Annotated in this window: 29 protein-coding genes; 15 read left to right on the top strand and 14 right to left on the bottom strand. The window is 30.6% G+C overall.

Translation table 11 applies throughout. From position 1 onward, the window contains the following. Positions 1-6: 6 nt before the first annotated feature. Both ACN5J5_RS01015 and ACN5J5_RS01020 read left to right on the top strand, forming a co-directional pair. Positions 7-429 carry a hypothetical protein gene (locus ACN5J5_RS01015; RefSeq protein WP_418645501.1) on the top strand — a complete coding sequence of 141 codons (423 nt, stop codon included), beginning with the start codon at positions 7-9 and terminating at the stop codon, positions 427-429. 742 nt (positions 430-1171) lie between these two features. Further along, positions 1172-1861 carry a hypothetical protein gene (locus ACN5J5_RS01020; protein ID WP_418645502.1) on the top strand — a complete coding sequence of 230 codons (690 nt, stop codon included), beginning with the start codon at positions 1172-1174 and terminating at the stop codon, positions 1859-1861. A gap of 238 nt (positions 1862-2099) precedes the next feature. On the opposite strand, the gene ACN5J5_RS01025 is transcribed toward ACN5J5_RS01020, so the two are convergent. Beyond that, a complete protein-coding gene (locus ACN5J5_RS01025) occupies positions 2100-2948 on the bottom strand; it encodes an AraC family transcriptional regulator (RefSeq protein ID WP_418645503.1) in 849 nt (282 codons plus the stop codon). A 94-nt stretch (positions 2949-3042) separates the two neighbouring features. On the opposite strand from ACN5J5_RS01025, the gene ACN5J5_RS01030 reads away from it, so the two are divergent. From ACN5J5_RS01030 to ACN5J5_RS01065, 8 genes are all read left to right on the top strand, one after another. Next, positions 3043-3702 (top strand): NAD(P)H-dependent oxidoreductase, encoded by a 660-nt coding sequence (locus ACN5J5_RS01030; protein ID WP_418645504.1) that lies wholly within the window; start codon positions 3043-3045, stop codon positions 3700-3702. A gap of 9 nt (positions 3703-3711) precedes the next feature. Continuing rightward, positions 3712-4662 (top strand): polysaccharide deacetylase family protein, encoded by a 951-nt coding sequence (locus ACN5J5_RS01035; RefSeq protein ID WP_418645505.1) that lies wholly within the window; start codon positions 3712-3714, stop codon positions 4660-4662. A gap of 96 nt (positions 4663-4758) precedes the next feature. Further along, entirely contained in the window at positions 4759-5646 is an 888-nt protein-coding gene (locus ACN5J5_RS01040) for an SMP-30/gluconolactonase/LRE family protein (RefSeq protein ID WP_418645506.1), read from the top strand. Beyond that, complete coding sequence (locus tag ACN5J5_RS01045; RefSeq protein WP_418645507.1) at positions 5643-6029, top strand: hypothetical protein; 387 nt, start codon at positions 5643-5645, stop codon at positions 6027-6029. Before ACN5J5_RS01040 ends, ACN5J5_RS01045 begins: the two co-directional genes overlap by 4 nt. A 4-nt stretch (positions 6030-6033) precedes the next feature. Continuing rightward, positions 6034-7137, top strand: a complete 1104-nt coding sequence (locus ACN5J5_RS01050; RefSeq protein WP_418645508.1) for an alkene reductase — start codon at positions 6034-6036, stop codon at positions 7135-7137. Positions 7138-7202: 65 nt separating this feature from the next. Further along, positions 7203-7760, top strand: a complete 558-nt coding sequence (locus ACN5J5_RS01055) for a FecR family protein (RefSeq protein WP_418645509.1) — start codon at positions 7203-7205, stop codon at positions 7758-7760. 145 nt (positions 7761-7905) lie between these two features. After that, on the top strand, positions 7906-9138 hold the full coding sequence (gene hutI, locus ACN5J5_RS01060) for an imidazolonepropionase (protein WP_418645510.1): 1233 nt from the start codon (positions 7906-7908) through the stop codon (positions 9136-9138). Between the two features lies 1 nt (position 9139). Then, positions 9140-10135: a formimidoylglutamase gene (locus tag ACN5J5_RS01065; RefSeq protein WP_418645511.1), complete on the top strand. Its 996-nt coding sequence runs from the start codon at positions 9140-9142 to the stop codon at positions 10133-10135. Positions 10136-10150: 15 nt separating this feature from the next. Here ACN5J5_RS01065 and ACN5J5_RS01070 read toward each other — a convergent pair whose 3' ends face one another. Genes ACN5J5_RS01070 through ACN5J5_RS01105 form a run of 8 tightly spaced genes read right to left on the bottom strand, consistent with a single transcriptional unit; the run spans position 10151 to position 14249 of the window. Then, a complete protein-coding gene (locus ACN5J5_RS01070; protein WP_418645512.1) occupies positions 10151-10906 on the bottom strand; it encodes a LytR/AlgR family response regulator transcription factor in 756 nt (251 codons plus the stop codon). Between the two features lie 11 nt (positions 10907-10917). Further along, on the bottom strand, positions 10918-11229 hold the full coding sequence (locus ACN5J5_RS01075) for a 2TM domain-containing protein (RefSeq protein WP_418645513.1): 312 nt from the start codon (positions 11227-11229) through the stop codon (positions 10918-10920). Between the two features lie 5 nt (positions 11230-11234). Beyond that, the gene (locus tag ACN5J5_RS01080) at positions 11235-11543 is read right to left on the bottom strand and encodes a 2TM domain-containing protein (protein WP_418645514.1); all 309 of its coding nucleotides are present in this window, start codon (positions 11541-11543) and stop codon (positions 11235-11237) included. A 2-nt stretch (positions 11544-11545) separates the two neighbouring features. After that, positions 11546-11884: a 2TM domain-containing protein gene (locus tag ACN5J5_RS01085; RefSeq protein ID WP_418645515.1), complete on the bottom strand. Its 339-nt coding sequence runs from the start codon at positions 11882-11884 to the stop codon at positions 11546-11548. Then, the gene (locus ACN5J5_RS01090) at positions 11868-12164 is read right to left on the bottom strand and encodes a 2TM domain-containing protein (protein ID WP_418645516.1); all 297 of its coding nucleotides are present in this window, start codon (positions 12162-12164) and stop codon (positions 11868-11870) included. Before ACN5J5_RS01090 ends, ACN5J5_RS01085 begins: the two co-directional genes overlap by 17 nt. A gap of 1 nt (position 12165) precedes the next feature. Beyond that, the gene (locus tag ACN5J5_RS01095; RefSeq protein ID WP_418645517.1) at positions 12166-12462 is read right to left on the bottom strand and encodes a 2TM domain-containing protein; all 297 of its coding nucleotides are present in this window, start codon (positions 12460-12462) and stop codon (positions 12166-12168) included. Position 12463: 1 nt separating this feature from the next. After that, the gene (locus ACN5J5_RS01100; RefSeq protein ID WP_418645518.1) at positions 12464-13819 is read right to left on the bottom strand and encodes a 2TM domain-containing protein; all 1356 of its coding nucleotides are present in this window, start codon (positions 13817-13819) and stop codon (positions 12464-12466) included. A gap of 13 nt (positions 13820-13832) precedes the next feature. After that, positions 13833-14249, bottom strand: coding sequence for a DUF2141 domain-containing protein (locus tag ACN5J5_RS01105; protein ID WP_418645519.1), 417 nt, complete (start codon positions 14247-14249; stop codon positions 13833-13835). 151 nt (positions 14250-14400) lie between these two features. Between ACN5J5_RS01105 and ACN5J5_RS01110 the strand changes: the two genes are divergently transcribed. The 3 genes from ACN5J5_RS01110 to ACN5J5_RS01120 are packed head-to-tail and all read left to right on the top strand — an operon-like array spanning position 14401 to position 16031. Continuing rightward, complete coding sequence (locus ACN5J5_RS01110; protein WP_418645520.1) at positions 14401-14898, top strand: RNA polymerase sigma factor; 498 nt, start codon at positions 14401-14403, stop codon at positions 14896-14898. Continuing rightward, positions 14899-15543, top strand: coding sequence for a hypothetical protein (locus ACN5J5_RS01115; protein ID WP_418645521.1), 645 nt, complete (start codon positions 14899-14901; stop codon positions 15541-15543). A 5-nt stretch (positions 15544-15548) separates the two neighbouring features. Continuing rightward, positions 15549-16031: a hypothetical protein gene (locus tag ACN5J5_RS01120; RefSeq protein WP_418645522.1), complete on the top strand. Its 483-nt coding sequence runs from the start codon at positions 15549-15551 to the stop codon at positions 16029-16031. Here the strand turns inward: ACN5J5_RS01120 and ACN5J5_RS01125 are convergent. Next, positions 16028-17047, bottom strand: coding sequence for a threonine aldolase family protein (locus ACN5J5_RS01125; RefSeq protein WP_418645523.1), 1020 nt, complete (start codon positions 17045-17047; stop codon positions 16028-16030). The genes ACN5J5_RS01120 and ACN5J5_RS01125 overlap by 4 nt on opposite strands. A gap of 34 nt (positions 17048-17081) precedes the next feature. Between ACN5J5_RS01125 and prfB the strand changes: the two genes are divergently transcribed. After that, positions 17082-18176 carry a peptide chain release factor 2 gene (gene prfB, locus ACN5J5_RS01130; RefSeq protein ID WP_418645524.1) on the top strand — a complete coding sequence of 365 codons (1095 nt, stop codon included), beginning with the start codon at positions 17082-17084 and terminating at the stop codon, positions 18174-18176. Between the two features lie 80 nt (positions 18177-18256). Further along, positions 18257-18598: an arsenate reductase (glutaredoxin) gene (arsC, locus tag ACN5J5_RS01135; protein ID WP_418645525.1), complete on the top strand. Its 342-nt coding sequence runs from the start codon at positions 18257-18259 to the stop codon at positions 18596-18598. Between the two features lie 704 nt (positions 18599-19302). On the opposite strand, the gene ACN5J5_RS01140 is transcribed toward arsC, so the two are convergent. From ACN5J5_RS01140 to ACN5J5_RS01155, 4 genes are all read right to left on the bottom strand, one after another. Then, positions 19303-20256, bottom strand: a complete 954-nt coding sequence (locus ACN5J5_RS01140; RefSeq protein WP_418646518.1) for a glycosyltransferase — start codon at positions 20254-20256, stop codon at positions 19303-19305. Between the two features lie 220 nt (positions 20257-20476). Beyond that, entirely contained in the window at positions 20477-21283 is an 807-nt protein-coding gene (locus ACN5J5_RS01145; RefSeq protein WP_418645526.1) for an enoyl-ACP reductase FabI, read from the bottom strand. Positions 21284-21332: 49 nt separating this feature from the next. Then, positions 21333-22985 carry a DNA repair protein RecN gene (recN, locus tag ACN5J5_RS01150; protein WP_418645527.1) on the bottom strand — a complete coding sequence of 551 codons (1653 nt, stop codon included), beginning with the start codon at positions 22983-22985 and terminating at the stop codon, positions 21333-21335. A gap of 69 nt (positions 22986-23054) precedes the next feature. Further along, complete coding sequence (locus ACN5J5_RS01155) at positions 23055-23225, bottom strand: hypothetical protein (RefSeq protein WP_418645528.1); 171 nt, start codon at positions 23223-23225, stop codon at positions 23055-23057. Position 23226: the final 1 nt, after the last annotated feature.

Raw genomic sequence — 23226 nt, forward strand, 5'->3', positions numbered from 1 at the left:
AAAGATATGAAAACATTAATAACAAATAATTTATTAAAATTTACTTTAGGAACAATTATTCTGACAATATTATTCCGAATTGTATTAAGTACATCAATTACTAACAAAATGACTTTAGGAGTTATTATATGCGCAATTGTTTATGGAATTTTAATGTGGTTTAACGGAAGATACTTTGGGAGAAAAGAATATGAATACCTTCCAATTTATGATATTGGATTTAGATTTCACTTATTTACATTTTTAGCTCATAATCTAGTTTCGGTATTATGGTTTGTATTTGCTTTTGAATCAAAATATGAGAATATTAAAGTAATTTATATCACAGCTTTAATTTGGTCAGTCTTTTTAATTATGCACTTGATTTATTATCTTTCAGTCAGAAAATCATCAATAAAGAATTTAGATAAAGAAAATCTATTTGAATAAAAAAACTACACCTAACACCGTATAAAATTAATTGCTACTACTCGCCTACTTACGAATATTCCTGCGGAATATTCTAGTTCGTGTTTTTTTGCTAAATTAGTGGCATTAAACAACGCAACTAACATTATACAAAAACGTTAGCCACAACCAAAAACTGGAGGTAAAAAACTATATAAAGAATTTAAAAGTCAGTTAATTGAATAAGATATTAAAATCGGTAGAGATAAGTTTTTTGATGTATTAAGACTACATAATTTACTTGTTCCTAAACTCAAAAACTACATAACTACTACAAACTCTAATCATTTATTTAAAAAAACATAAAAATCTCATTATAAACAAAATACCTACTAAACCCGAACAACTTTGGGTAAGTGACATTACATACATTAAAACAAAAAATGGACACAATTATTTAGTTATTTCGGAGAGAATCAATAGAACGTTGAAATATGAATACGCTTTAAAAAAGATCATTAAAAATACCCAAAACTAGGTATTTACAAAGAACTTAATTTCTTTTATTTTTAAAAACTAAAGTGTTTTATGTATAAAAAAATACAACATTTACATTTTTCACACAAGTAATTCTTTAAAGAACATTTAAAAAGAAAAATATATCTAGGTTTTACTAAAAAAAACACAACCTCTTTTATAACAATACATAACTGAGTTTAATATTGGGAACAAACCGAAAAGCCAATTAAATTTTGAAGTAGGTCTAATTAAAATTATTTATATCATGAAAAATTATTTTTTTAAAATTATTACTGTATTTACATTAATTATCTGCTTTATTGCTTGCAGCGAAAATGATGAACCTGAAATAACTCCTCCAACAGTAATTAGCAATACAACAATAGATAATGTGGAGATAACTTTTACTACAATTAAAATTAACGGGATAATAACACCTAATGAAGAAAATGAAATTATTTCTCGTGGTATTTGTTGGAGTACAAATGAAAACCCTACAATAAATGACAATAAAACTACCGAAACATTAAACACATTTTCTAGTATAATTACTGGATTAACAGCAAATACTATGTATTATTTTAAAGTTTATGCTACTGATAATTCAGGAACAAACTATTCTTCTGAGTTATCTTTTAGCACCAGCTCTTTAGAGAACTCAACTTGGGATTTTTTATTAATACATGATCCAAATACATCAACAGGTTCTTGGAATGCTGACGTAACTTTTAACCCTGATGGAACAACTATTTATGACGAACCTAGTAACCCTGGAGCTTACTTAACAAATGGTACTTGGTCTTTAGACGGAAATAACTTAACATATGACTTAGATTCATCAGAAACAACAAATACTTCTTATCAATTTACAGGTGTTTTAGATGCTGATACCATGTCTGGAACCTATACTTTTAATGGTACCCCTGATAAAACCTGGACTGCAACAAAATATTAAAAGTAGATACAACAATACATCTATTAATTACCTATATAAACCTACTTATGATCTTTTTCACAAGTAGGTTTAGATTAAAAACTGATATTTTTAAAACATCCGATTTATAATATAAACAAAGAGTAAAACTTCTATATAAATCAAAATATTGAATAAAAATCATATTAAAAACAATCAACCTCAAGGAGTTAGTATTATACTAATTGTAATTGCCACAACAAAACAACAAACTTAAAAACTACTTTTTAAAATCACTTGGGTTTACGCCTACTTTCTTTTTAAAAATTCTATTAAAATGACTTGAGTCTGTAAACTTTAGTTTCTCCGCTATTTCGTTAATGCTTAAATGCGTTTGTTTTAGTAAACGTTCTGCCATTTTTATTTTGGTTTCTATAACATATTGTTGCAACGAAATACCCGCATGTTTCTTAATAAAAACACTTACATAATTGGGCGATAAATAAAACTGATCGGCAATCGATTTAATCTTTACCTTTTCTTTATCCAACACATTTTGCCTAACATAAGTTAAAATACCATCTATTTTCTCTTTATTAGAAATCGTTTGTATTCCCCTATTTTTTATGGTAGATTTTAAGTTTCGTGATAAGATGATTAGCAAGGCACCAAACAACTCGGTAAGCACATTGCGATTGTAGGATAAGGCATTTTCCATTTCACTTTTAATAAGTGTATATAAGCCCATTAATTGTTGTTGGTCGTTTTTACAATGCACCACGCTTTCAGCAATAATATTCGCATGAAAAACAACAGTATCAATACTTTTTCGCCAATAATTGCTAGAAGAAAACGAAGCTTTTTCTAAAAACAACTGCTCCGTAAACTTTATAATACCAAAGGTGGTAGGTTCGGCAACCACAAACTCATGCTCATCTTTTGGCGTTAAAAAAAAGATGTCGCCTTTATTGTAATTGATAATGCTATCATTTAAAATATGTTGTCCGCTTCCTTTTAAAATAAAAGTAATCTCAAAAAAATTATGCTTATGCCTTGGGTAGCCCCATTCACCTACAGCTTCAAACTCTAGTACATCTAAATTTTTGGTAATATAAAAACGTTTTGCCACAACTTACAACATATAAGTACAAAAATACAATGAATTTATACAACAACAAATCTTTAAACCTACAATATATTTGTACCAACAAATTAAAATAGCAATGATTAATAAACAAGAAATATTAGCCGCATACAACTACCGACACGCATGCAAACTATTTGATACCAGCAAAACAGTAAGCGATGCAGACATGGAGTTTATCCTTAAAACAGGATTATTATCGCCCAGCTCTTTCGGATTTGAACCTTGGCATTTTGTAGTCGTTCAAAACAAAACATTACGAACCAAATTAAAAGAAAGTGCTTGGGGAGCAACTGCAAAGTTAGATACTGCAAGTCATTTTGTTTTAGGATTAACCATGAAAAGTCCGCTAACGAAATACGACAGCAAGTACATTGGCGATTTTATGAAAAACGTACAAGAACTGCCCGAAAATGTAGTAGAAGGAAAAGGAAAAATGTATCAAGAATTTCAACAATCTGATTTTGACTTAACCGATGATAGAAAACTATTTGATTGGGCAGCCAAACAATGCTACATTCCTTTAGCTAATATGATGACAAGTGCTGCCATGATTGGCATTGACTCCTGCCCCATCGAAGGATTTAACCAACAAATAAGCGAAAAAATAATACAAGAAGATTTAGGCATTGATACCCAATTATATGGCTTATCGTACATGGTAGCTTTTGGCTATCGGGTAAACGAACCCAGAGCAAAAACACGCAGACCATTAACCGAAATAGTAACTTTTAAATAACACAAAACAATGAAAAAAACATTAATAATACCCATAGCAGTAGCAGCAACGCTAATAATTTCGCTTACAGCATTTAAACTAAAAGACGACAAACCAGCTAAAAGTTACTGGCCTAACGATGCACAACTGGTTATTTCGGTATCCATGCAATTTGAAACAGGCGGGCAACCCGAAGGAGCAGAAAGTCCTTTTTCGGGCAACCCATTACCCAAAGGAAACCCCGATATGCCTGCCGAAAGCTGGTTTAGATACGGAGCAAAAGAAGGCATTTACCGCATGTTAGACCTTTGGAAAAAGCACGACATTAAAGTAACCTCTCACGTAGTAGGCGAAGCAGCAATAAAATACCCTGAAGTTGCCCAAGCAATTGCCAATGGCGGACACGAAATTGCAGCCCACGGAATTGCTTGGAGCGACCAATGGAACTTAAGTTACCAAGATGAATTAGCCTTTATAAAAAAAGGAATTGACACCGTTGAAGCCATCACCGGAAAAAGAGGCAGAGGCTACAATGCCAACTGGTTACGAAGAGGCCCAAACACCCTTAAAGTTTTGCAAGATTTAGACTTTTTATACCACATTGACGACCTAAGTAGAGACGAACCATTTATTACCAAAGTAAGAGGCAAAAATTTTGTGGTAATGCCATACACCTTACGCAATAATGATATTGTAAACATTGCAGGTAAAAACTGGAGTCCCGACCAACACTTAGCACAATTAAAAATGGAATTTGACCAATTGTATGCCGAAGGAGCCAACAAAAGAAGAATGATGAGCATTAGCATGCACGACAGAATTGGAGGAGCACCAGCAGTTGTAAACGCGCTAAACCAATTTATTGAATACGCCAAACAACATAAAGGCGTTGTGTTTATGCGAAAAGATGAAATAGCCAACATGGTTAAAAACGACCCCAACACACCAATAGATAATTCAGAAATTAAATTTAATAAATAGGAGCCGGGAACCTGCTTTCGCTACTCAATCTTTTTGCCGAAAAAGCAAAAAGGATTTCAAACAAATAGCTCAATCAGGGCTACAAAAAAAATAACCATGAAAAGCACAATAACACTATTAGCATTAGCACTTACAGTTACTGTAAATGCACAAAATAAACTTCCTTTTCAATTAGAAAAAGATTGGGAAACCACAGGTTTCGAAAATCCAGAAAGCGTTGTTTTAGATGAAACAAACAACACACTTTATGTCTCTAACGTAAATGGAGCACCTACCGATAAGGATGGCAACGGATACATTTCTAAAGTAAGTTTAGAAGGAAAAATTACCACTCAAAAATGGATTACAGGCTTTGATGCCCCTAAAGGCTTAGTCATTTTTAAAAATAAATTATACGTTACCGATATTGATAAAATTGTAGAAATAGACATTCCAACCGGACGTATCGTAAAGAGCTACAAAGCCGATGGAGCAACCTTTTTAAACGACATTACTGTTGATGAAAAAGGAACTGTTTTTGCCAGTAATACCTTTGGCTTTAGCGGTATCTATAAATTGCCCGCAACAGAAAACAGAAAAGCAGAACTATGGCTAAAAGATGAAAAGTTAAATATGCCCAATGGCTTAACTATTTCAAAAAACAAACTAATGGCTGCCGGTTGGGGAGTAGATTTAAACTCCGAAACTTTTGCAACCAAAGTATCCGGAAAACTATTAAGTGTAGATCTAAAAACCAAAGCTATTGAAACCATAACAGCACCCATTGGAAATTTAGATGGCCTAAGTCAAACCATACACGGATACTTATTATCCGATTGGTTTGCAGGTAAACTATTGTACTATGCCAACAAATCAAAAACCACTACCAAGGTAATTGATTTACCAAAAGGAAGTGCCGATACCTATTTTGATAAAAACACCAAATCGGTTTTTATTCCTTTAATGTTAGATAATAAATTATTGAAATATCATTTTAAAAAATGAAAATAACTACCATAAATAAAAAAGGAGATTGGAGTTTCCCGTGGAATGACACCTTAATAAAAGCAGCTAAAGAAAATAAGAACAACAACAATGTTGGTGAGCAACTGCTGTTAGAAACCGACCAAGTTAAAGTTTGGAGCATCCATTTACCAGCAGGAGCTACTTTACCTTTTCATCAACACAGCAAACCTTATTTTTATACTGCAAAATGTAAGGGAAAATCACGCTCTTATTACACTAATGGAAGTGTAATAGAAACCACTTACCAAAAAGATGACATCAAATATTTTAATGATTTAAGTAACAAGAATTACTTTGTTCATAACTTAGAAAACATAGGAACAACAACACTCATTTTTACTACGGTAGAATTTAAAAACTAAACTCATGAAAAACACCTTATTTACACCGTACAACATGAACGGAATTGCATTGGAAAATCGTTTTTTAATGGCACCAATGACACGTTCTAGAGCCACACAACCAGGAGATGTTCCGAATGCTTTAATGGCAGAATATTATGGTCAAAGAGCCAGTGCTGGTATTATTATTACCGAAGCAACACAAATATCCTTACAAGGAAAAGGTTATGCTAAAACTCCCGGAATTTACATTCCAGAGCAAATAGAAGGTTGGAAATTAATTACCGAAGAAGTACATAAAAAAGGAAGCAAAATTTTCTTGCAATTATGGCACGTTGGCAGAGTTTCTAGCTCGCAAGTAAACGGCTTGCAACCTATTGGACCTTCTGCAAAAATTGCCAAAGAAACCAGTGTATATATTTTTGATGGCGCCCCTAATGGTGATGCTACTTTTGTACCTGTTGAGTCTCCTAAAGAAATGACACAGGCTGACATTAACCAAGTAATAGAAGATTTTAGAATTGGAGCAAAAAATGCCATAGCCGCAGGTTTTGATGGCGTAGAAATACACGGTGCAAATGGTTATTTAATCGATCAGTTTTTAAGAAGCAATTCCAACATAAGAACGGATAAATATGGCGGAAGCAAAGAAAATAGAGTTCGAATTCTTACAGAAATCACAGAAGCAGTTGTAAATGAAATAGGGGCAGAAAAAACAGGCGTTAGATTATCTCCTTTTATCAGTTTTAAAGACATGAATGATCCAGAAATTTTAGACACGATTATGCTGGCAACAAAAAAAATGGAAGAAATTGGAGCTACCTACATTCATTTATGCGAAGCCGACTGGGATGATGCACCCGAAATTCCGACCAGCTTTAGAACAGAATTACGCAGCACATTTAGTAAAACAATTATTGCCACAGGTAACAAAACGCCCGAGCAAGCAAATACGCTATTAGCAAGTAATTTAGTAGATATTGTTGGTTTTGGTCGTAAATTTTTAACCAATCCCGATTATCCTCAACGAGTTAAACAAAATGCACCAATGAACCAAATTAGCGACAACCACACCCTATTTGGTGGTGGAGATGCCAGAGGCTATACCGATTACCCTTTTTTAATTTAAAAAATTTTACAACAACTATATAAAAGTGTAATTTCGTTTTTTTACAAGAAACTAAACTTAAATATATGAAAAACCTATCTCTAATTTTTGTGCTACTTATTTCAACATTTATTTCGTGTTCAGATTTTGACACAACAATAAATTCTAAAAACGAGTTTAAAACTATTGTTTTTCCTGATGGATCTAAAGCTTATTTAAATAAAAATAGTACAGTTGAATATAATAATGATTTTAAACAAAGAATTGTTTCACAAAACGGAGAGGCTTTTTATAGTGTTAAGCACAACGCTTCTCCCTTTATCGTTAAAACTTCAACAGGAGAAATAAAAGTACTTGGTACAGAGTTTAATGTTAATACAACTAATAACAAATTAGATGTAGAGGTTGAAAAAGGAGCTGTTGAAGTAAAAGTAAATAAACTTGTAAAAAAAGTTAAAAAAGGACAAAAAGCTTTATTTGATGATGTAAAAAAAGGAATTAAAATTGGGAAGGCTGAGTTTAAACATAAAAAATGGAGAAGAGAGTTTAAAAAAGTTAAAAACGATCTAAAAAAAGGAGCAAAAAAAGTTGGTAAAGAGACTAAAAAAATAGGTAATAGTATTAAAAAAGTTTTTAAAAATTAAAATAATATTTCTTTATTTTTTAGTTTTTAAAAACTCAAATAAACAATAATTACTCATTATCTGTTTATAAATATTTTGAGTTAACAAAGCCTGTTTTTCTATGGTTTTTGGCTTAAATTTGTATTCCATCATTTAAAAAAATTACATGACTACTTTATTCATAAACATTAAAGAATTAATTCAAGTTAGGGCAGCTAGTGTTAAAAAAGTTTCAGGAAAAGAAATGAACGTTTTACCTACTATAAAAAATGCTTTTTTATTCGTTAAAAACGACACAATTCTTGATTTTGGCTCGATGGATAATTTATCTATTTCTGCTGATAAAACTATTGATTGTAAGGGGAAAATGATTTTACCTACTTGGTGTGATTCTCATACACATATTGTATATGCTGGTAACCGCGAACAAGAATTTGTTGATCGAATTAACGGATTAACTTACGAAGAAATTGCAAATAATGGTGGTGGAATTCTAAATTCAGCAAAAAAATTACAAGAAACTTCTGAAGAAGATTTATACCATCAATCTGCCGTTCGACTAGAGGAAGTTATGCAATTAGGTACTGGAGCTGTAGAAATAAAATCAGGGTATGGTTTAACGGTTGATGCTGAGTTAAAAATGTTGCGTGTTATTAAAAAATTAAGAGATAATTACAAACTTCCTATCAAAGCTACTTTTTTAGGCGCACACGCTTTTCCGAAGGAATATAAAAATAACAAAGAAGGTTACATTAATTTAATTATTAATGAAATGTTACCTAAAATAGCCGAAGAAAATTTAGCCGATTTTATCGATGCTTTTTGCGAAACGGGTTATTTCTCTGTAGAAGATACTGACAAAATTTTATCCGCAGGAAAAAGACATGGTTTAACTCCAAAAGTACACGTAAATCAATTTACAACTATTGGTGGTGTTCAAGTTAGTGTAAAACACGATGCCTTATCTGTAGATCATTTAGAAGTGATGAACTCTGATGATATTAATGCTTTAAAAGGAACCAATACCATGCCTGTAGCATTGCCATCTTGCTCATACTTTTTAAGTATTCCATACACACCAGCGCGCGATATTATAAACGCCAATTTACCTTTAGCTTTAGCAACCGATTTTAACCCTGGCTCTACTCCTTCTGGAAACATGAATTTTGTAGTAGCAACTGCTTGTATTAAAATGAAAATGACACCTGAAGAAGCCATAAATGCAGCTACTATAAACGGTGCGTATGCAATGAATTTATCTAATGAAGTTGGGAGTATTACCAAAGGAAAAAAAGCTAATTTTATACTTACTAAAGAAATTTTAAGCTACGGTGCCATTCCTTATAACTTCGGATCGGTGTTGATTGACACTGTTTTTATTAACGGAAAAGCTATTTAAAATGTTACAATTATTTTCTCAAAAAAACATTGCTGATTTTGTAAACCCGAGAGAAGGCGAAACAAAACTAGGCCAAAAAGCACAAACAATTACAACACTTAATGAGCTTAAAAACTCGACTGCTAAATTTGTAATTATCGGTGTACCTGAAGATATTGGTGTAAAAATGAATTACGGAAACGGAGGTGCACATACTGCTTTTATTCCTGCTTTAAAATCTTTTTTAAACACGCAAGAAAATCAATTTATAAACGGTAAAAACATTCTCGTTTTAGGTTATTTAGATTTTTTAAATGAGGCAACTAATTTTGATGGACTTGATAGAGAAAAAGGCGATTTATTAGTAAAAGCTATTGATCAAAAATTATCAGAAATTATTAAAACGATTGTTCAAATCAATAAAATTCCGATTGTTATTGGTGGTGGCCACAACAATTCTTACGGTAATTTAAAAGGATTATCCGAAGCAAAAAAACAATCAATAAATGTAATTAATTTAGATGCTCATACCGATTTGCGTCGTTTAGAAGAACGCCATAGTGGTAACGGGTTTTCGTATGCAATTAAGCATCAATATTTAGAAAAATATTTTATGTTTGGCTTGCACGAAAACTACACACCTCAATATGTTTTTGATTACATACATAGCAATACCGATATTGATTACAACACGTATGAGGAGTTAGAAATATACAAATCTATTCCGTTTAAAAACGAATTGTTACGCGCTAGTAACTTTATTCAGGATAAACCTTTTGGTATTGAAATTGATTTAGATTGTATTCAAAATTTTCCGAGTAGCGCTATGGCACCGAGTGGATTTACAACGCAACAAGCTAGGCAATTTGTACATTATTTTGCTAAAAATAAAAATGCGAATTACATTCATATTTGTGAAGGAGCTCCTGCTGTTGTACAAGATCCATCAGCAATAAATCAAGTTGGTAAGTTTATAAGTTATTTAATTTCTGATTTTATAAAAGCACAACAATTATAATTTCTGATAATTATCTTAATCAATCCAATTTTTAAACTCTTTTACACGTTCTCTACTTACTATAATTTCATCTGCATCAAACGAATGTAATTTTAATTGCAAACGAGAATTTGTGTACGAAACAATATCTTTTATGGCATTTATATGAACTATAAATGTGCGATTTACACGAAAAAAATGTTCGGGATTTAATTGCTCTTGCCAATGCTCTAAAGAGTCATCAATTAAATAATTTCGGTTAGAGTTTGTATGAATATAGGTTGCTTTATTTTCTGAATAAAAGCACTCTATTTCATCAACATGAATAATTTTTATATGTTGACCTACTTTTATGGTGAATCGCTTTTTAAATTTTCTATCAACCGGATTTATCAGTAGTTTACGAATATCATCAATATTAACTTTTACGTCAGATTGTTTTGTTTGATTTTCTTTAAACTTGTTTACCGCAACAGTTAACTCGTCTTCATCAAGCGGTTTTAATAAATAATCTATTGAGTTTAATTTAAATGCTTTTAAGGCATATTCGTCATAAGCAGTTGTGAAAATAATGGCAGATTTTACGGTTACTTCTTCAAAAATCTCAAACGACAATCCGTCTGACAACTGAATATCAAGAAAAATTAAATCTGGATGTTCGTTATTTTGAAACCAATTTATTGATTCTTCAACAGAATGCAACATCGTTTTCACCTCTATATTTAATACCGAAAGCATTCTGTTTAAACGTCTTGCTGCGGGCTTTTCATCTTCAATAATAATAACATTCATAAACTCTAAAATTAATGCTTTTCCATATATTCTTTAATCTTGCGTTCTTCCCAATTTTTACCTAACAAATTTACGATTCCGAAAGTACTAATGGCGTGAAAAATTAAAAATAAGCCCCAAATAAAAAATAATCTATAATTACTTACATCCGATAAAGCTTCTTTAATAGACGCTCCATATTCAATATCTTTATAAATTCTTCTTCCGATAAAAAACAAATTTACCAATATATAAACTGCTAAATGCTTATAGAAGCTCTTAATATCTTCTATTCGTTTTTTTGCTTTTATATATTTTTCTGATTGATTTTGTACTGTATTCATTCTCGTTATTTTTCGTTCATAAATTCATTTACCTTCTTCTGTTCCCAGCTATTTAAAAAAGTAATTTTATATTTAAAAGCATAAATACCGTGTACTAAAACACCAATTGCCCATAATAAAGAATTTACCCAAATGTTTGCTTTTGCCCAATTTAATGAACCTGTATTTTGAATATGAGTTTCAAAAAAATTAAATATTGTATTTGAAAAAAACAATAAAACCAGCATCATTATTACAAAAACTTGTAAATGATTATAAAAGCTTTTAATTCTTTTTACTCTTTTTTCTGCTTGTATATAATTGTTTACTTCCATCATTAAAATTTATGATCATTCATGTATTCCTCTATTTTTTTCTTTTCCCAATCTTTACCAAAAAACAGGTTCGATCCAAAAACTCCCAACCAATGAAACAACAATCCTATTCCCCAAAACAACCAAGTTGAATAAGTTCCGAAGTGAAAAACAGAATCGACAAAACTATAAGTACCATCGTTTGTTAATCCGAAGATAATAACTGCTGATATAAAAATATTTACAACTATATAAACTGCTAAATGAATATAAAATCCCTTTATTTTTTCAACTCTTTTTTTTGCGAGTAAATACTTATGCTCTTGAGTATAATCGTTTGATGTATTATCTATTCTTTCCATTTTTTTCTAATATTTCATTAATCTTACGTTCCTCCCAGTTTTTATCAAATCCAAATCCTGGAAACCCAAACACAACTATTCCGTGAATTAATTGCGCTATAACAATTCCTAATACAGCGTACCAAAACCAATGATAATGAGGTGAGAATATTAAATTAACTGACACAATTGTTATTATTGAAAATATATTAACAGCCAAGTGCATATAAAATGCTTTAATTTCTTTTACTCTTTTTTTGGCTAAAATATATTCGTTTTCTTCTTTATATACACTTTCCATTTTATTGGTAATTTTTATCTTCGTTCATTAATTCTTTAATTTTACGCTCTTCCCAGTTTTTTGAAATGCTAATTTTATTGAATACAAAAACATTTAAAAAATGACAAAACAATCCTATTCCCCAACCTATTAACGAAAACCAAAACCAATGAAAATGTGGTTCGAATTTTAAATTTGCAAAAATTATTATTGGTATAACAATACAGTAAATGGTTAAGTGCGTGTAAAACCCTTTTATTTTTTTTACTCTTTTCTTTGCTAAAATATACTTTTGCTCATCTTTATATACTCTTTCCATTTTATTTGTAATTTTTATCGTCTTTCATCATTTCTTTAATTTTACGCTCTTCCCAATTTTTTCCTAAGAAAATATTATAATTATTTACTTCTAAAAAGTGAAAAGCTAATCCTACTCCCCAACCAAAAATTGGAAACCAAAACCAATGAAATTGTGGCGAAAATCTTAAATTTATAAAAATTAAAAAAGGAATTACAATACAGTACGATGCTAAATTTTGATAAAATTCTTTTAACTTCTCTACCCTTTCTACAGCTCTTACATACTTGCTGTTTTCTATATTATTTGTATTAAACGACATATTATTTGTTTTTGTTAACAGCGGTAAACTCACTGTAAATGTTTTATTATTATTTTTAATTTCTACACGTTTATTGGTTATTAAACCATAACGATCTGCAATATTTCTTAATCCTACTTTTGTACTTTTTCCTATTGCCTCTTTAGGATTAACCGTATTTTGAATTTGTAAAAAACCATTCTCTTCAAAAATGTGAATTTCTAATGGTTTTGTTGATGAAACTACATTATGTTTTACCGCGTTTTCTAATAATAATTGCAACGACAATGGCACTATTTTTAATTCACTATTACTTACCGTTGTAGGAATGTTAAACTGTACCGCATCTTCAAATCGCATTTGCAATAATTCCATATATGTTTTTGCAAATCTCAACTCCTCTTCTAACGGAATTAATTCTTTATTACGTTGCTCTAAAACATATCTGTAAACTTTTGATAGTTTTGTTGTAAAACGTTCAGCTTGATTTGGGTTTTCGCCTATTAAAGAGGTTAACACATTTAAACTATTAAACAAAAAATGTGGATCTAACTGACTTTTTAAGGTTTCAAACTTTGCGGTTTCTGTTTTTGCTACAATTTCGTGCTGTGTAGTTACTTTTTGTACAGAAGCTTTCCAATTTATCATAAAACTACGCGCATGAAAAAAGGTAGCAATTCCTAAAGAAATTATAATCGCAAATAAATGAGACCAAAATAGTTTTCCATCAAAAAAATCAGAAAAATCGTGTTTAAAAATTAGTACATACTGTATGTAATGAATTAATAAAACAGCTATAATGGTATAACAAATAGTTGCTATTACGCCTGCCCAAACTCTTTCGTTTGTTTGCGTAGCCCAGTTCCACCTTGTGTTTAAATAATTATTAATTACTCCGTTACCTAAACCTAAAATAAACGAATACATTGCAGAAAATGAAAATACAATTGCGGCGCCTTTAATGGTAAATTGTTGGTTTATAATTGTAAAAATAACTCCAAAGACTATCGTAAGTTTTAAACATACTAAAAAATCTTTTTTTAAACTTGTAAATGTATTGGACGTGTACTTTTCCATCGATATTTTGTTTCTAAAATTTGATTTCTAAAGATACATCTTTATCAGTAATCATAAACTTTGTATCATTAAAAACAGGAGGTCCGTATGGATTTATATTGTTCGTAGAAACTCCGTAATCTTCCATTGGCATTCCGTTTGGCTGAAAATCCATTTTATCATTCTCATTTTTATCATGAAAACAAATAATTGCATAATCTCCTTGTGGAATTTCTTTAAAAACTACCACACTTTTACCATCTTTAATTATTGATTTAGATGCTTTTATTGGCTTTTTCATAAAGTTATCTTTACTATATAAAGCAAAACTTACTTTTCCTTCATCCGAAGTAACATTTACTACTGTTGCTGTAATTGTTTTATTTTGAGCTGCTAGTTTACCTGTTACAAAAAACAAACTTGCGATTAACATTGTTATTAAAAATTTCATCTTTTAGTTTTTTATGATTAATTACACTACAAAGATGCTCTAGTTGTCTTGTTTTTAAAACTAAATATAACTCAACTGTATTTTTTTAAGGATGAATTGTAACAATTTGTATTTTTGAGCTACTTATAACTAATCAACCATATAAAATTTAGTGAACAAAGAGCTAGAAAATAAGTTTTTATCTGATTTTGAATCCAATCAAAACATTGTACATAAGATATGTAGACTTTATACTACAAATCAAGATGCTCATAACGATTTGTTTCAAGAAATAACGATTCAATTATGGAAAAACTATAGTAAGTTTAGAGGAGATGCTAAATTTAGTACCTGGATGTATCGGGTAGCTTTAAATACGGCTATTTCTTTATACAGAAAATCTACTAGAACTGTAAAAACTAGGGATATTACCGATTATGCTTTTAAAATTAAAGCAGAAGATTATGACGAAACCGAAGAGCTACAATTAAAAGCGTTGTACAATGCAATTCGTAAATTAAATGATATTGATAAGGCGCTTATTTTTTTGTATTTAGAAGATAAACCTTACAAAGAGATAGCAATAACTTTAGGTATTAGCGAAGTAAATGCCAGAGTTAAAATGAACAGAGCAAAAGATAAATTAAAAAAAGTATTAAACCCATCATAAATGGATTTAGATAAATATAAAAAAGCATGGAATAATCAACCTGAAGAAACAAATACTGTTTCTAAAGTTGACATTTATAAAATGGCACATTCCAAATCATCATCAATTGTAAAATGGATTTTTATTATTGGAATTTTAGAGTTTTCATTTTGGATAATTTTAAATATTTGTACCTCTAAAAGTAGCTATTTAGAAATTTATGAGAAATTAAACTTAACCACATTTTTAAATATTACTTATTATATTCATTATGCGGTTATTATTATTTTCTTGTATGTTTTTTATAAAAACTACTGTTCTATCTCTATAATGGATGGCACTAAAGAATTGCTAAAAAAAATATTAAAAGTTCGTAAAACAGTTAAAGTATATGTGTATTATAACTTAATTACTTTTATTATTTTATCAATTATTGTTAACGTAATGATCTTTAGCGATCAAAACAAATTAAAACAAGTTTTTAATGCTGAAGGTATTAATATTAGTGAATCTAGTTTCTTTTCTATAATGTTAGTTACTCAAATTATTTTCTTGTTAATCTTTTTAGTTTTATTCTGGTTATTTTACCAATTACTTTACGGTATTTTATTACGAAAACTTTCTAAAAATCACAAAGAATTATCTAAATTTGACGACTTAAAATAACAACTATGAAAAAATTAATTATTCTTTGTCTTTTTTTATCCTCAGTATCAACTTTTTCTCAGGAATCTAGTTTTTGGGAAAACACACGTTTTGGTGGTAGTTTTGGTTTTAGTTTTGGTAACAACACTACAACACTTTCTATTGCACCTGGTGTAATTTACGATTTTAGCGACGAGTTTTCTATGGGAGGTAATCTTGGTTACTTATACAACAAAAGTAAAGGAACGAGTGCTAACATGTATTCTGCAAGCGTTATTACTTTGTACAGACCAATACCACAAATAGAATTTTCTGCGGAATTATTACAGTCTTACGTTCGCAGAAAAATCGGTACTATTAAAGATAATTATAGCTACCCGTCATTAAATATCGGGGCAGCTTATATTACTGGTAAAGTTACCTTTGGTGTACAATATGATGTTTTATATAAAGAAGATAAAAGTATTTATGCCAATGCGCTTTCACCATTTATAAGAGTATTTTTCTAAAAAATTTTAAGTTCTTTTAATAATTTTTCTAACATCTCATTCGTAAAATCTAAATGTGTAACAAAACGGATTTTACCTTCCCCCATTGAGATTACCAAAATACCTTTTGATTCCATTTTTTTCATAAAATCCGCAGGATTGATATCATCATTCACATAAAAAATAATGATATTCGTTTCAATAGGTTCAACTTTTTTTACATAAGAACAGTTGTTTAAAACAACTCCTATTTCTTTTGCTTTTTGATGATCTTCAGCCAAACGCTCAACATGATTATCTAACGCATAAATTGCTGCTGCTGCTAAAAAACCAGCCTGTCGCATTCCTCCACCAAATAATTTACGTACTCGTAATGCTTTTTCTATATGTTGTTTAGTTCCTATTAAAACAGACCCTACTGGCGCTCCTAATCCTTTAGATAAACAAATCGAAATCGTATCAAACAACTCTCCATATTGTTGCGGAGTTTCATTTTTCGCCACCAAAGCATTAAACAAACGAGCACCATCTAAATGAAAAGCTAAACTATTTTCTTTAGCTATTTTTTGTATTTTCTGTAACTCGTTAAAATCCCAACAAGCTCCGCCACCTTTATTAGTGGTGTTTTCAATACAAACTAATCTACTATAAGATGCATGAATATCTGCTCTACCAGAAACCGCTTCTTTTAATTGCACTGCAGTAAACATTCCTCTATTTCCGCCTATCAAATGAGAAGTAACTCCCGAATTAAAAGCTGCTCCACCACCTTCATAATTATATACGTGCGCCCATTTATCACAAAACATTCTATCTCCTGGCTGCGTATGAATTTTTATAGCTGTTTGATTTGCCATCGTGCCTGAAGGAAAAAATAATGCTGCTTCCATATTAAACATTTTAGCAACTTTTTCTTGCAAGGCATTTACTGTTGGATCAGCTCCAAAAACATCATCTCCTACATCAGCGTTCAGCATCGCTTTTAACATTCCTTTTGTCGGTTTTGTTACCGTGTCGCTTATTAAGTTTATTTCCATTTTTATCTACGATTTTAAAATGTATTTTTGTTGTATGATTACACACGAACAGCTTAAAAATATTACTGAACGAATTGGCAAGTTAAAAGGATATTTAGAGATTGACAAGAAGTTAATAGAAATTTCTAATGAAGAAGAAAAGACTGCTGATCCTAATTTTTGGAATAACCCGAAAGAAGCAGAAGTTTTAATGAAATCGCTTCGTTTAAAAAAGAAATGGGTAAGCGATTATAACTTCGTAATTTCATTAAACGAAGACCTTACTGTTTTGTATGATTTTTATAAAGAAGATGATGTTGATGAAAACGAAGTAATAGAACAATTTGAAAAAACGACCAACTTTTTAGAAGATATTGAGTTTAAAAACATGCTTTCTGAAGAAGGAGATAATTTAAGTGCTACCATTCAAATTACCGCTGGTGCTGGTGGTACCGAAAGTTGTGATTGGGTAGAAATGCTAATGCGCATGTACACCATGTGGGCAGAAAAACAAGGCTTTAAATTAAAAACACTCAACTACCAAGCGGGTGATATTGCTGGTGTAAAAACAGTTACTATAGAGTTTGATGGAGATTATGCCTTCGGATGGTTAAAAGGTGAAAACGGTGTACATCGTTTGGTGCGTATTTCGCCTTTTGATAGCAACGGAAAACGACACACCACATTCGGATCTGTATATGTATATCCTGTAGCCGATGATACTATTGAAATAGATATAAATCCTGCGGATATAGAAATTGTTACTGCACGCTCTAGTGGTGCTGGCGGACAAAATGTAAACAAGGTTGAAACCAAAGTTCAGTTGACTCATAAACCAAGTGGCATCCAAATTCAATGTTCTAACTCACGTTCTCAGCACGATAATAGAGCAACTGCTTTAAAAATGTTAAAATCGCAATTGTATGAAATTGAATTACAAAAACGTTTAGCTACCAGAGAAAATATTGAAGCAGGTAAGCTAAAAACCGAATGGGGAAGTCAGATTCGAAATTACGTAATGCATCCCTATAAATTAGTAAAAGATGTACGTACAGCGCATGAAACCGGAAATGTAGATGCTGTTATGGACGGGAATATTAATCCCTTTTTAAAATCGTACTTAATGTTAAACGGACAAAAAGAAAAGTAAACAATACTAGTCACATCGAGTAAGTTTGTGAAGAATGAGCAAATTTGTATCGAGATGATATCTTTAAAACTTAAAATAAAATGATAAAAATATTTCACAATAATAGATGCAGCAAATCGCGTTGCGGATTAGAAATTTTAGAAAATTCAGGAAAACAATTTGAAGTTGTTAAATACTTAGACAATATTCCGACTAAAGAGGAATTGAAAGAAATTATTTCTCTACTAAACATTTCTCCTATCCAACTAGTTCGTAAAAACGAAAAAATATGGAAAGAAGAATTTAAGGGAAAAGAATTATCTGACGCTGAAATTGTACAAGCAATGGTTAACAACCCTAAACTGATTGAACGCCCTATTGTTATTAATGGGAATAAAGCAGTAATTGGTCGTCCGCCAGAAAATATTTTAGAGATTATCTAAACTTTTGTTAAGCTGAACAGAGTGCAGAAATCTTTTAATTTTAAAGTTTGATTTTATGACTAATAATAACGGTTAATTTTACGTCAAGCTGAACTCGTTTCAGCTTCGCATCAAAATTTTATCACCAACTTTATAAGATTCTGAAATAAATTCAGAATGACGAATCGTAAACGTGATTTAAATTTGCGGCAAACTGAACTCGTTTCAGCTTCATATCAAAATTTTATCACCAACTTTATGAGATTCTGAAATAAATTCAGAGTGACGAATCGTAGAAATGATTTAAATTTGCGGCAAACTGAGCTCGTTTCAGCTTCATATCAAAATTTTATCATCAACTTTATGTGATTCTGAAATAAATTCAGAATGACGAATCGTAGAAATGATTTAAATTTGCGGCAAACTGAGCTCGTTTCAATTTCGTATCACAATTTGCTCATCAACTTTATAAGATTCTGAAATAAATTCGGAATGACGAATCGTAAACATGATTTAAATTTTAGTCAAGCTGAACTCGTTTCAGCTTCGCATCAAAATTTTATCACCAACTTTATGTGATTCTGAAATAAACTTAGAATGACGAATCGTAAACGTGATTTAAATTTTCGACAAACTGAGCTCGTTTCAATTTCGTATCACAATTTGCTCATCAACTTTATAAGATTCTGAAATAAATTCGGAATGACGGATACTTTTGGTGGGATTTATTTTTTCAGAAACTTCGATTCTAAAAACCCAAATCCGTAGCCTATAAATTGTGTAAAAGAAGTAATAATGCTTAAAAAAGCAACTTTTAAATTTTTATTTTGAATTAAAGAATCTATAAAAATTAATGAAAAATAAAATCCGTAAAAAACTATAAACTGCCAATAACCAAAAATTACAAAAAGAATACTGATATCAAATCCGATAATAAATAAACTCGGAAACCAATAGGTAATTTTAGCTGTTTCAGGATATTTTTTATTTAAAATTGGTCTTGCAGTACCAAAAGAAAATGTTTGTTTAAAAAATTGACGAATAGTACTTCTTCGTTTATGATATACAAAGGCTTTTTCTATTAATTGTGTTTCAAAACCATTTTCCCAAAGGCGAAATGTTAAATCGATATCTTCTCCTGTTTTCATCTTAGAAAAACCTTGAGTTTTTTCAAATGCTTTTTTTGACAATCCTAAATTAAAACTACGTGGTTGAAATTTACCAACTGACTTTTTCTTGCCTCTAATTCCGCCTGTGGTTAACACTGAAGTCATTGAATAATTAATGGCTTTTTGTAACGGCGTAAAACTTTTATGCGCTGCATCTGGACCACCAAAAGCGCCTGTAAACTTACTTATTAATCCATTTTTAACTTCGGATAAATATTTTGAAGGAACAATTACGTCAGAATCTAAAATGATAAAATAGTTTCCTTTAGCGCGTTGCATTCCGTAATTTCTACTTGCTCCTGCCCCACTATTTTCTTTAAAAAAATACGAAATACCTAATTCTGAGTTGTATTTTTTTACAATTTCTTCGGATGAATTTCCTGAGCCATCTTCAATAATTACCACTTCAAAATCATCAGAAAAATCTTGTTTTGTAAGACTTTCTAATAACTCGTCTATTTCTTGTGGACGATTGTAAACGGGAATTATAATGGAGAAATTTAGTTTAATAATATCTGTTTTTTGAAGTTTATCAAAAATAAGAAAATAAAAAAGTTGAAAGTTCTTATTTAAAAAAACTTTCAACTTTTTAAAATTATAAATCCTTTTAGGTTACTCTTTAAATTAGCAAATAAACTTAGCCCTGATTGAGCGGTTTGTTTAAGCTCTTTTTAAGTTTTTTTTACTTAAAAAAGCGAGTAGCGAAAGCAGGAAATGGCTTCTAAAAAAACTACTCAAATTTTTCCATTACAGCGGTACTTACACCCATATTTGAGAATCCGCCATCATGAAATAAGTTTTGTAATGTTACTTTTTTTGTTAAATCTGAAAACATTGAAATAGTATAATCTGCACACTCTAAAGCGGTTGCATTTCCTAACGGAGACATTTTTTCGGCATACGAAATAAATCCGTCAAATCCTTTTACACCCTGTCCTGCCGTAGTTGGCGTTGGCGATTGCGAAATGGTATTTACACGCACTTTTTGATCGCGACCAAAGAAGTAGCCAAAACTACGCGCAATGCTTTCTAAGTACGCTTTATTATCAGCCATATCGTTGTAATCTGGAAAAACGCGTTGCGCTGCCATGTAGGTTAATGCAACGATACTTCCCCACTCGTTCATGGCCTCTTTATTGTATAAAACATTCATTACTTTATGAAAAGATACCGCAGAAACATCCCAACCTTTGGTTGTGAAATCGTATTTAGAATCGGTATAATGACGTCCTTTACGCACATTTACAGACATACCGATTGAGTGTAATACAAAATCGATTTTTCCTCCTAAAATTTCCATCGATTTTTCAACCAAATTTGTTAAATCATCCATAGAAGTAGCATCTGCAGGAATAATCTCTGATCCTGTTTTGGCTGCTAATTCTTTAATTTGCCCCATTCGCATTGCAATTGGTGCATTGGTTAATACAAATTCGGCACCTTCTTCATGTGCTCTTTCTGCCACTTTCCAAGCGATAGAATTTTCATCTAAAGCTCCAAAAATAATTCCTTTTTTTCCTTTTAATAAATTGTACATATTTATGTGTTTTAATCTATAGTTGTTGGTTTGTTAAACAAATATAGTTTTAATTTAGTAATTCTTTTGCGTGTGTTAATGCGCTTTCAGAAATATCTTTTCCGCTTAACATTTCAGCAATTTCAACAATACGTTCTTCTTTAGATAACAGTTTTAAATTAGAAGTTGTAACTCCGTTTTCTTCGCCTTTGTACACTTTGTAATGTTGTAAGCCTTTTGCTGCAATTTGAGGTAAATGTGTAATGGTTATTACTTGCATATCCTTACCCATAGCTTGCATTATTTTTGCAATTTTGTTAGATACTTCTCCTGAAACTCCTGTATCAATTTCATCAAAAATAATGGTTGGTAATTGTATGTTTTCAGATAAAATCTTTTTTATTGAAAGCATAATTCGTGATAACTCTCCACCTGAAGCTACTTTTTTAAGTTCCCCGAAATTACCGCCTTTATTTGCTGAAAATAAGAATGATAAATTATCTTTTCCGTTACTAAAATACTCATTAGATTGACTTAACTCGATTGAAAAACGAGCATTTGGCATTCCTAATTCTGTTAACAAAAACTCTAATGATTTTTGCAATTTCGGTATGGCCTTGTTACGAGATTTGGTAATCATTGCTGCAACATCGTCAAGTTTTTTAGCAACTTCGTTTATTTCACTATTTTTAGCTGCTATTAACGAACCTGCATCTGCTACTTGGGCTACTTTTTCTGATAACGATTCGTATATTACTTGTAATTCTTTTATCGTTTCTACCGAGTGCTTTTTTTGTAAATTGTAAATTAATTGTAATCTATCATTCAGCTCTTCAATTTCATTCGGATTAAAATCTACCGCTTCATTTTCATTTTCTAACTCAGCAACAACATCATCTAATTCTATTTTTAAGCTCGAAACCCTAGTTCCTAATTCTTGATAATTTTTAGAATACGAGCTAATTTTTTGTAAGTTATTTTCTAAACTGTTTAATAAACTCTGTAACCCAATTTCATCGTTGATTGAAACCTGTAAAGCTTCTGATAAATTAAGTTTTATATCTTCTATATTATTTAATCGTTCTAACTTTTCTTCTAATAATTCTTGTTCACCATCTACCAGTTTCGCTTCTTCAAACTCGTTAAATAAGTGTAAATTATATTCGTATTGCTCTTTTGATTTTTCTGTTGCTTCCTTTAAAACCTTTAACTCTTTTTGTAAACTAGCGTACTTTTTTAAACCTCTTTTATAAGATGCTATTTTAGCTTGATTTTTAGCCAAAGCATCAATAACTGAAAATTGAAAGCTAACATCAGACAATTGCATCGTTTGATGCTGTGAATGAATATCAATCAACTTTGATTTTAAAGCATTTAAAACCGATAAATTTACAGGCGTATCGTTTACAAAAGCTCTCGATTTACCTGAAGGAAGAATTTCTCTTCGGATAATGGTTTCTGTTTCATAATCAACATCTAGTTTTTCAAATAATTTTTGTAAATCATAACCTTCAACAGCAAATTTAGCTTCGATAATACACTTTTTATCCGTGTTTTTTAAGGATGATAAATCGGCACGATTTCCCATTACCAAGCCTAAAGCACCTAATAAAATGGATTTACCTGCTCCGGTTTCACCAGTAATAATGGATAAATCTTTTGTAAAATCAATAGATAATTGATTGATTAACGCGTAATTATGTATGGATAAGTTTGTAAGCAAAATATTTTATTTGAAGAAATAAAAATACGTATTTTGATTGAATTATAATGCTATAAAAAATACGGAAACTTATTCTTTTTTTCTTCTTGATAATAAGCTATCAATAAAAATTACCAAAAGTACAAAAGTTAGTAAAAAACTTTCTGTTTTACCTAAGCCTCCATTTATAATTCCTTTAAAAATTACATATATTATAATGATTGTAAGAATAATTAAAAAAGCAATTCTTGTACTCTTCATT

The organism is Tenacibaculum insulae (genome assembly GCF_964512435.1).
In the GTDB taxonomy this organism is placed as follows: domain Bacteria; phylum Bacteroidota; class Bacteroidia; order Flavobacteriales; family Flavobacteriaceae; genus Polaribacter; species Polaribacter insulae_A.

Bases quoted from the DNA above. Each gene is read 5' to 3' on its own strand.
- ACN5J5_RS01040 (WP_418645506.1), top strand. From the start codon at position 4,759: ATGAAAAGCACAATAACACTATTAGCATTAGCACTTACAGTTACTGTA.
- ACN5J5_RS01105 (WP_418645519.1), bottom strand. From the start codon at position 14,249: ATGAAATTTTTAATAACAATGTTAATCGCAAGTTTGTTTTTTGTAACA.
- ACN5J5_RS01090 (WP_418645516.1), bottom strand. From the start codon at position 12,164: ATGGAAAGTGTATATAAAGAAGAAAACGAATATATTTTAGCCAAAAAA.
- ACN5J5_RS01125 (WP_418645523.1), bottom strand. From the start codon at position 17,047: ATGGAAATAAACTTAATAAGCGACACGGTAACAAAACCGACAAAAGGA.
- ACN5J5_RS01100 (WP_418645518.1), bottom strand. From the start codon at position 13,819: ATGGAAAAGTACACGTCCAATACATTTACAAGTTTAAAAAAAGATTTT.
- ACN5J5_RS01065 (WP_418645511.1), top strand. From the start codon at position 9,140: ATGTTACAATTATTTTCTCAAAAAAACATTGCTGATTTTGTAAACCCG.
- ACN5J5_RS01050 (WP_418645508.1), top strand. From the start codon at position 6,034: ATGAAAAACACCTTATTTACACCGTACAACATGAACGGAATTGCATTG.
- prfB (WP_418645524.1), top strand. From the start codon at position 17,082: ATGATTACACACGAACAGCTTAAAAATATTACTGAACGAATTGGCAAG.
- ACN5J5_RS01030 (WP_418645504.1), top strand. From the start codon at position 3,043: ATGATTAATAAACAAGAAATATTAGCCGCATACAACTACCGACACGCA.
- ACN5J5_RS01035 (WP_418645505.1), top strand. From the start codon at position 3,712: ATGAAAAAAACATTAATAATACCCATAGCAGTAGCAGCAACGCTAATA.
- ACN5J5_RS01120 (WP_418645522.1), top strand. From the start codon at position 15,549: ATGAAAAAATTAATTATTCTTTGTCTTTTTTTATCCTCAGTATCAACT.
- ACN5J5_RS01015 (WP_418645501.1), top strand. From the start codon at position 7: ATGAAAACATTAATAACAAATAATTTATTAAAATTTACTTTAGGAACA.
- ACN5J5_RS01115 (WP_418645521.1), top strand. From the start codon at position 14,899: ATGGATTTAGATAAATATAAAAAAGCATGGAATAATCAACCTGAAGAA.
- ACN5J5_RS01145 (WP_418645526.1), bottom strand. From the start codon at position 21,283: ATGTACAATTTATTAAAAGGAAAAAAAGGAATTATTTTTGGAGCTTTA.
- ACN5J5_RS01070 (WP_418645512.1), bottom strand. From the start codon at position 10,906: ATGAATGTTATTATTATTGAAGATGAAAAGCCCGCAGCAAGACGTTTA.
- ACN5J5_RS01085 (WP_418645515.1), bottom strand. From the start codon at position 11,884: ATGGAAAGAATAGATAATACATCAAACGATTATACTCAAGAGCATAAG.
- ACN5J5_RS01020 (WP_418645502.1), top strand. From the start codon at position 1,172: ATGAAAAATTATTTTTTTAAAATTATTACTGTATTTACATTAATTATC.
- arsC (WP_418645525.1), top strand. From the start codon at position 18,257: ATGATAAAAATATTTCACAATAATAGATGCAGCAAATCGCGTTGCGGA.
- ACN5J5_RS01075 (WP_418645513.1), bottom strand. From the start codon at position 11,229: ATGAATACAGTACAAAATCAATCAGAAAAATATATAAAAGCAAAAAAA.
- ACN5J5_RS01155 (WP_418645528.1), bottom strand. From the start codon at position 23,225: ATGAAGAGTACAAGAATTGCTTTTTTAATTATTCTTACAATCATTATA.
- ACN5J5_RS01080 (WP_418645514.1), bottom strand. From the start codon at position 11,543: ATGGAAGTAAACAATTATATACAAGCAGAAAAAAGAGTAAAAAGAATT.
- ACN5J5_RS01055 (WP_418645509.1), top strand. From the start codon at position 7,203: ATGAAAAACCTATCTCTAATTTTTGTGCTACTTATTTCAACATTTATT.
- hutI (WP_418645510.1), top strand. From the start codon at position 7,906: ATGACTACTTTATTCATAAACATTAAAGAATTAATTCAAGTTAGGGCA.
- ACN5J5_RS01045 (WP_418645507.1), top strand. From the start codon at position 5,643: ATGAAAATAACTACCATAAATAAAAAAGGAGATTGGAGTTTCCCGTGG.
- ACN5J5_RS01095 (WP_418645517.1), bottom strand. From the start codon at position 12,462: ATGGAAAGAGTATATAAAGATGAGCAAAAGTATATTTTAGCAAAGAAA.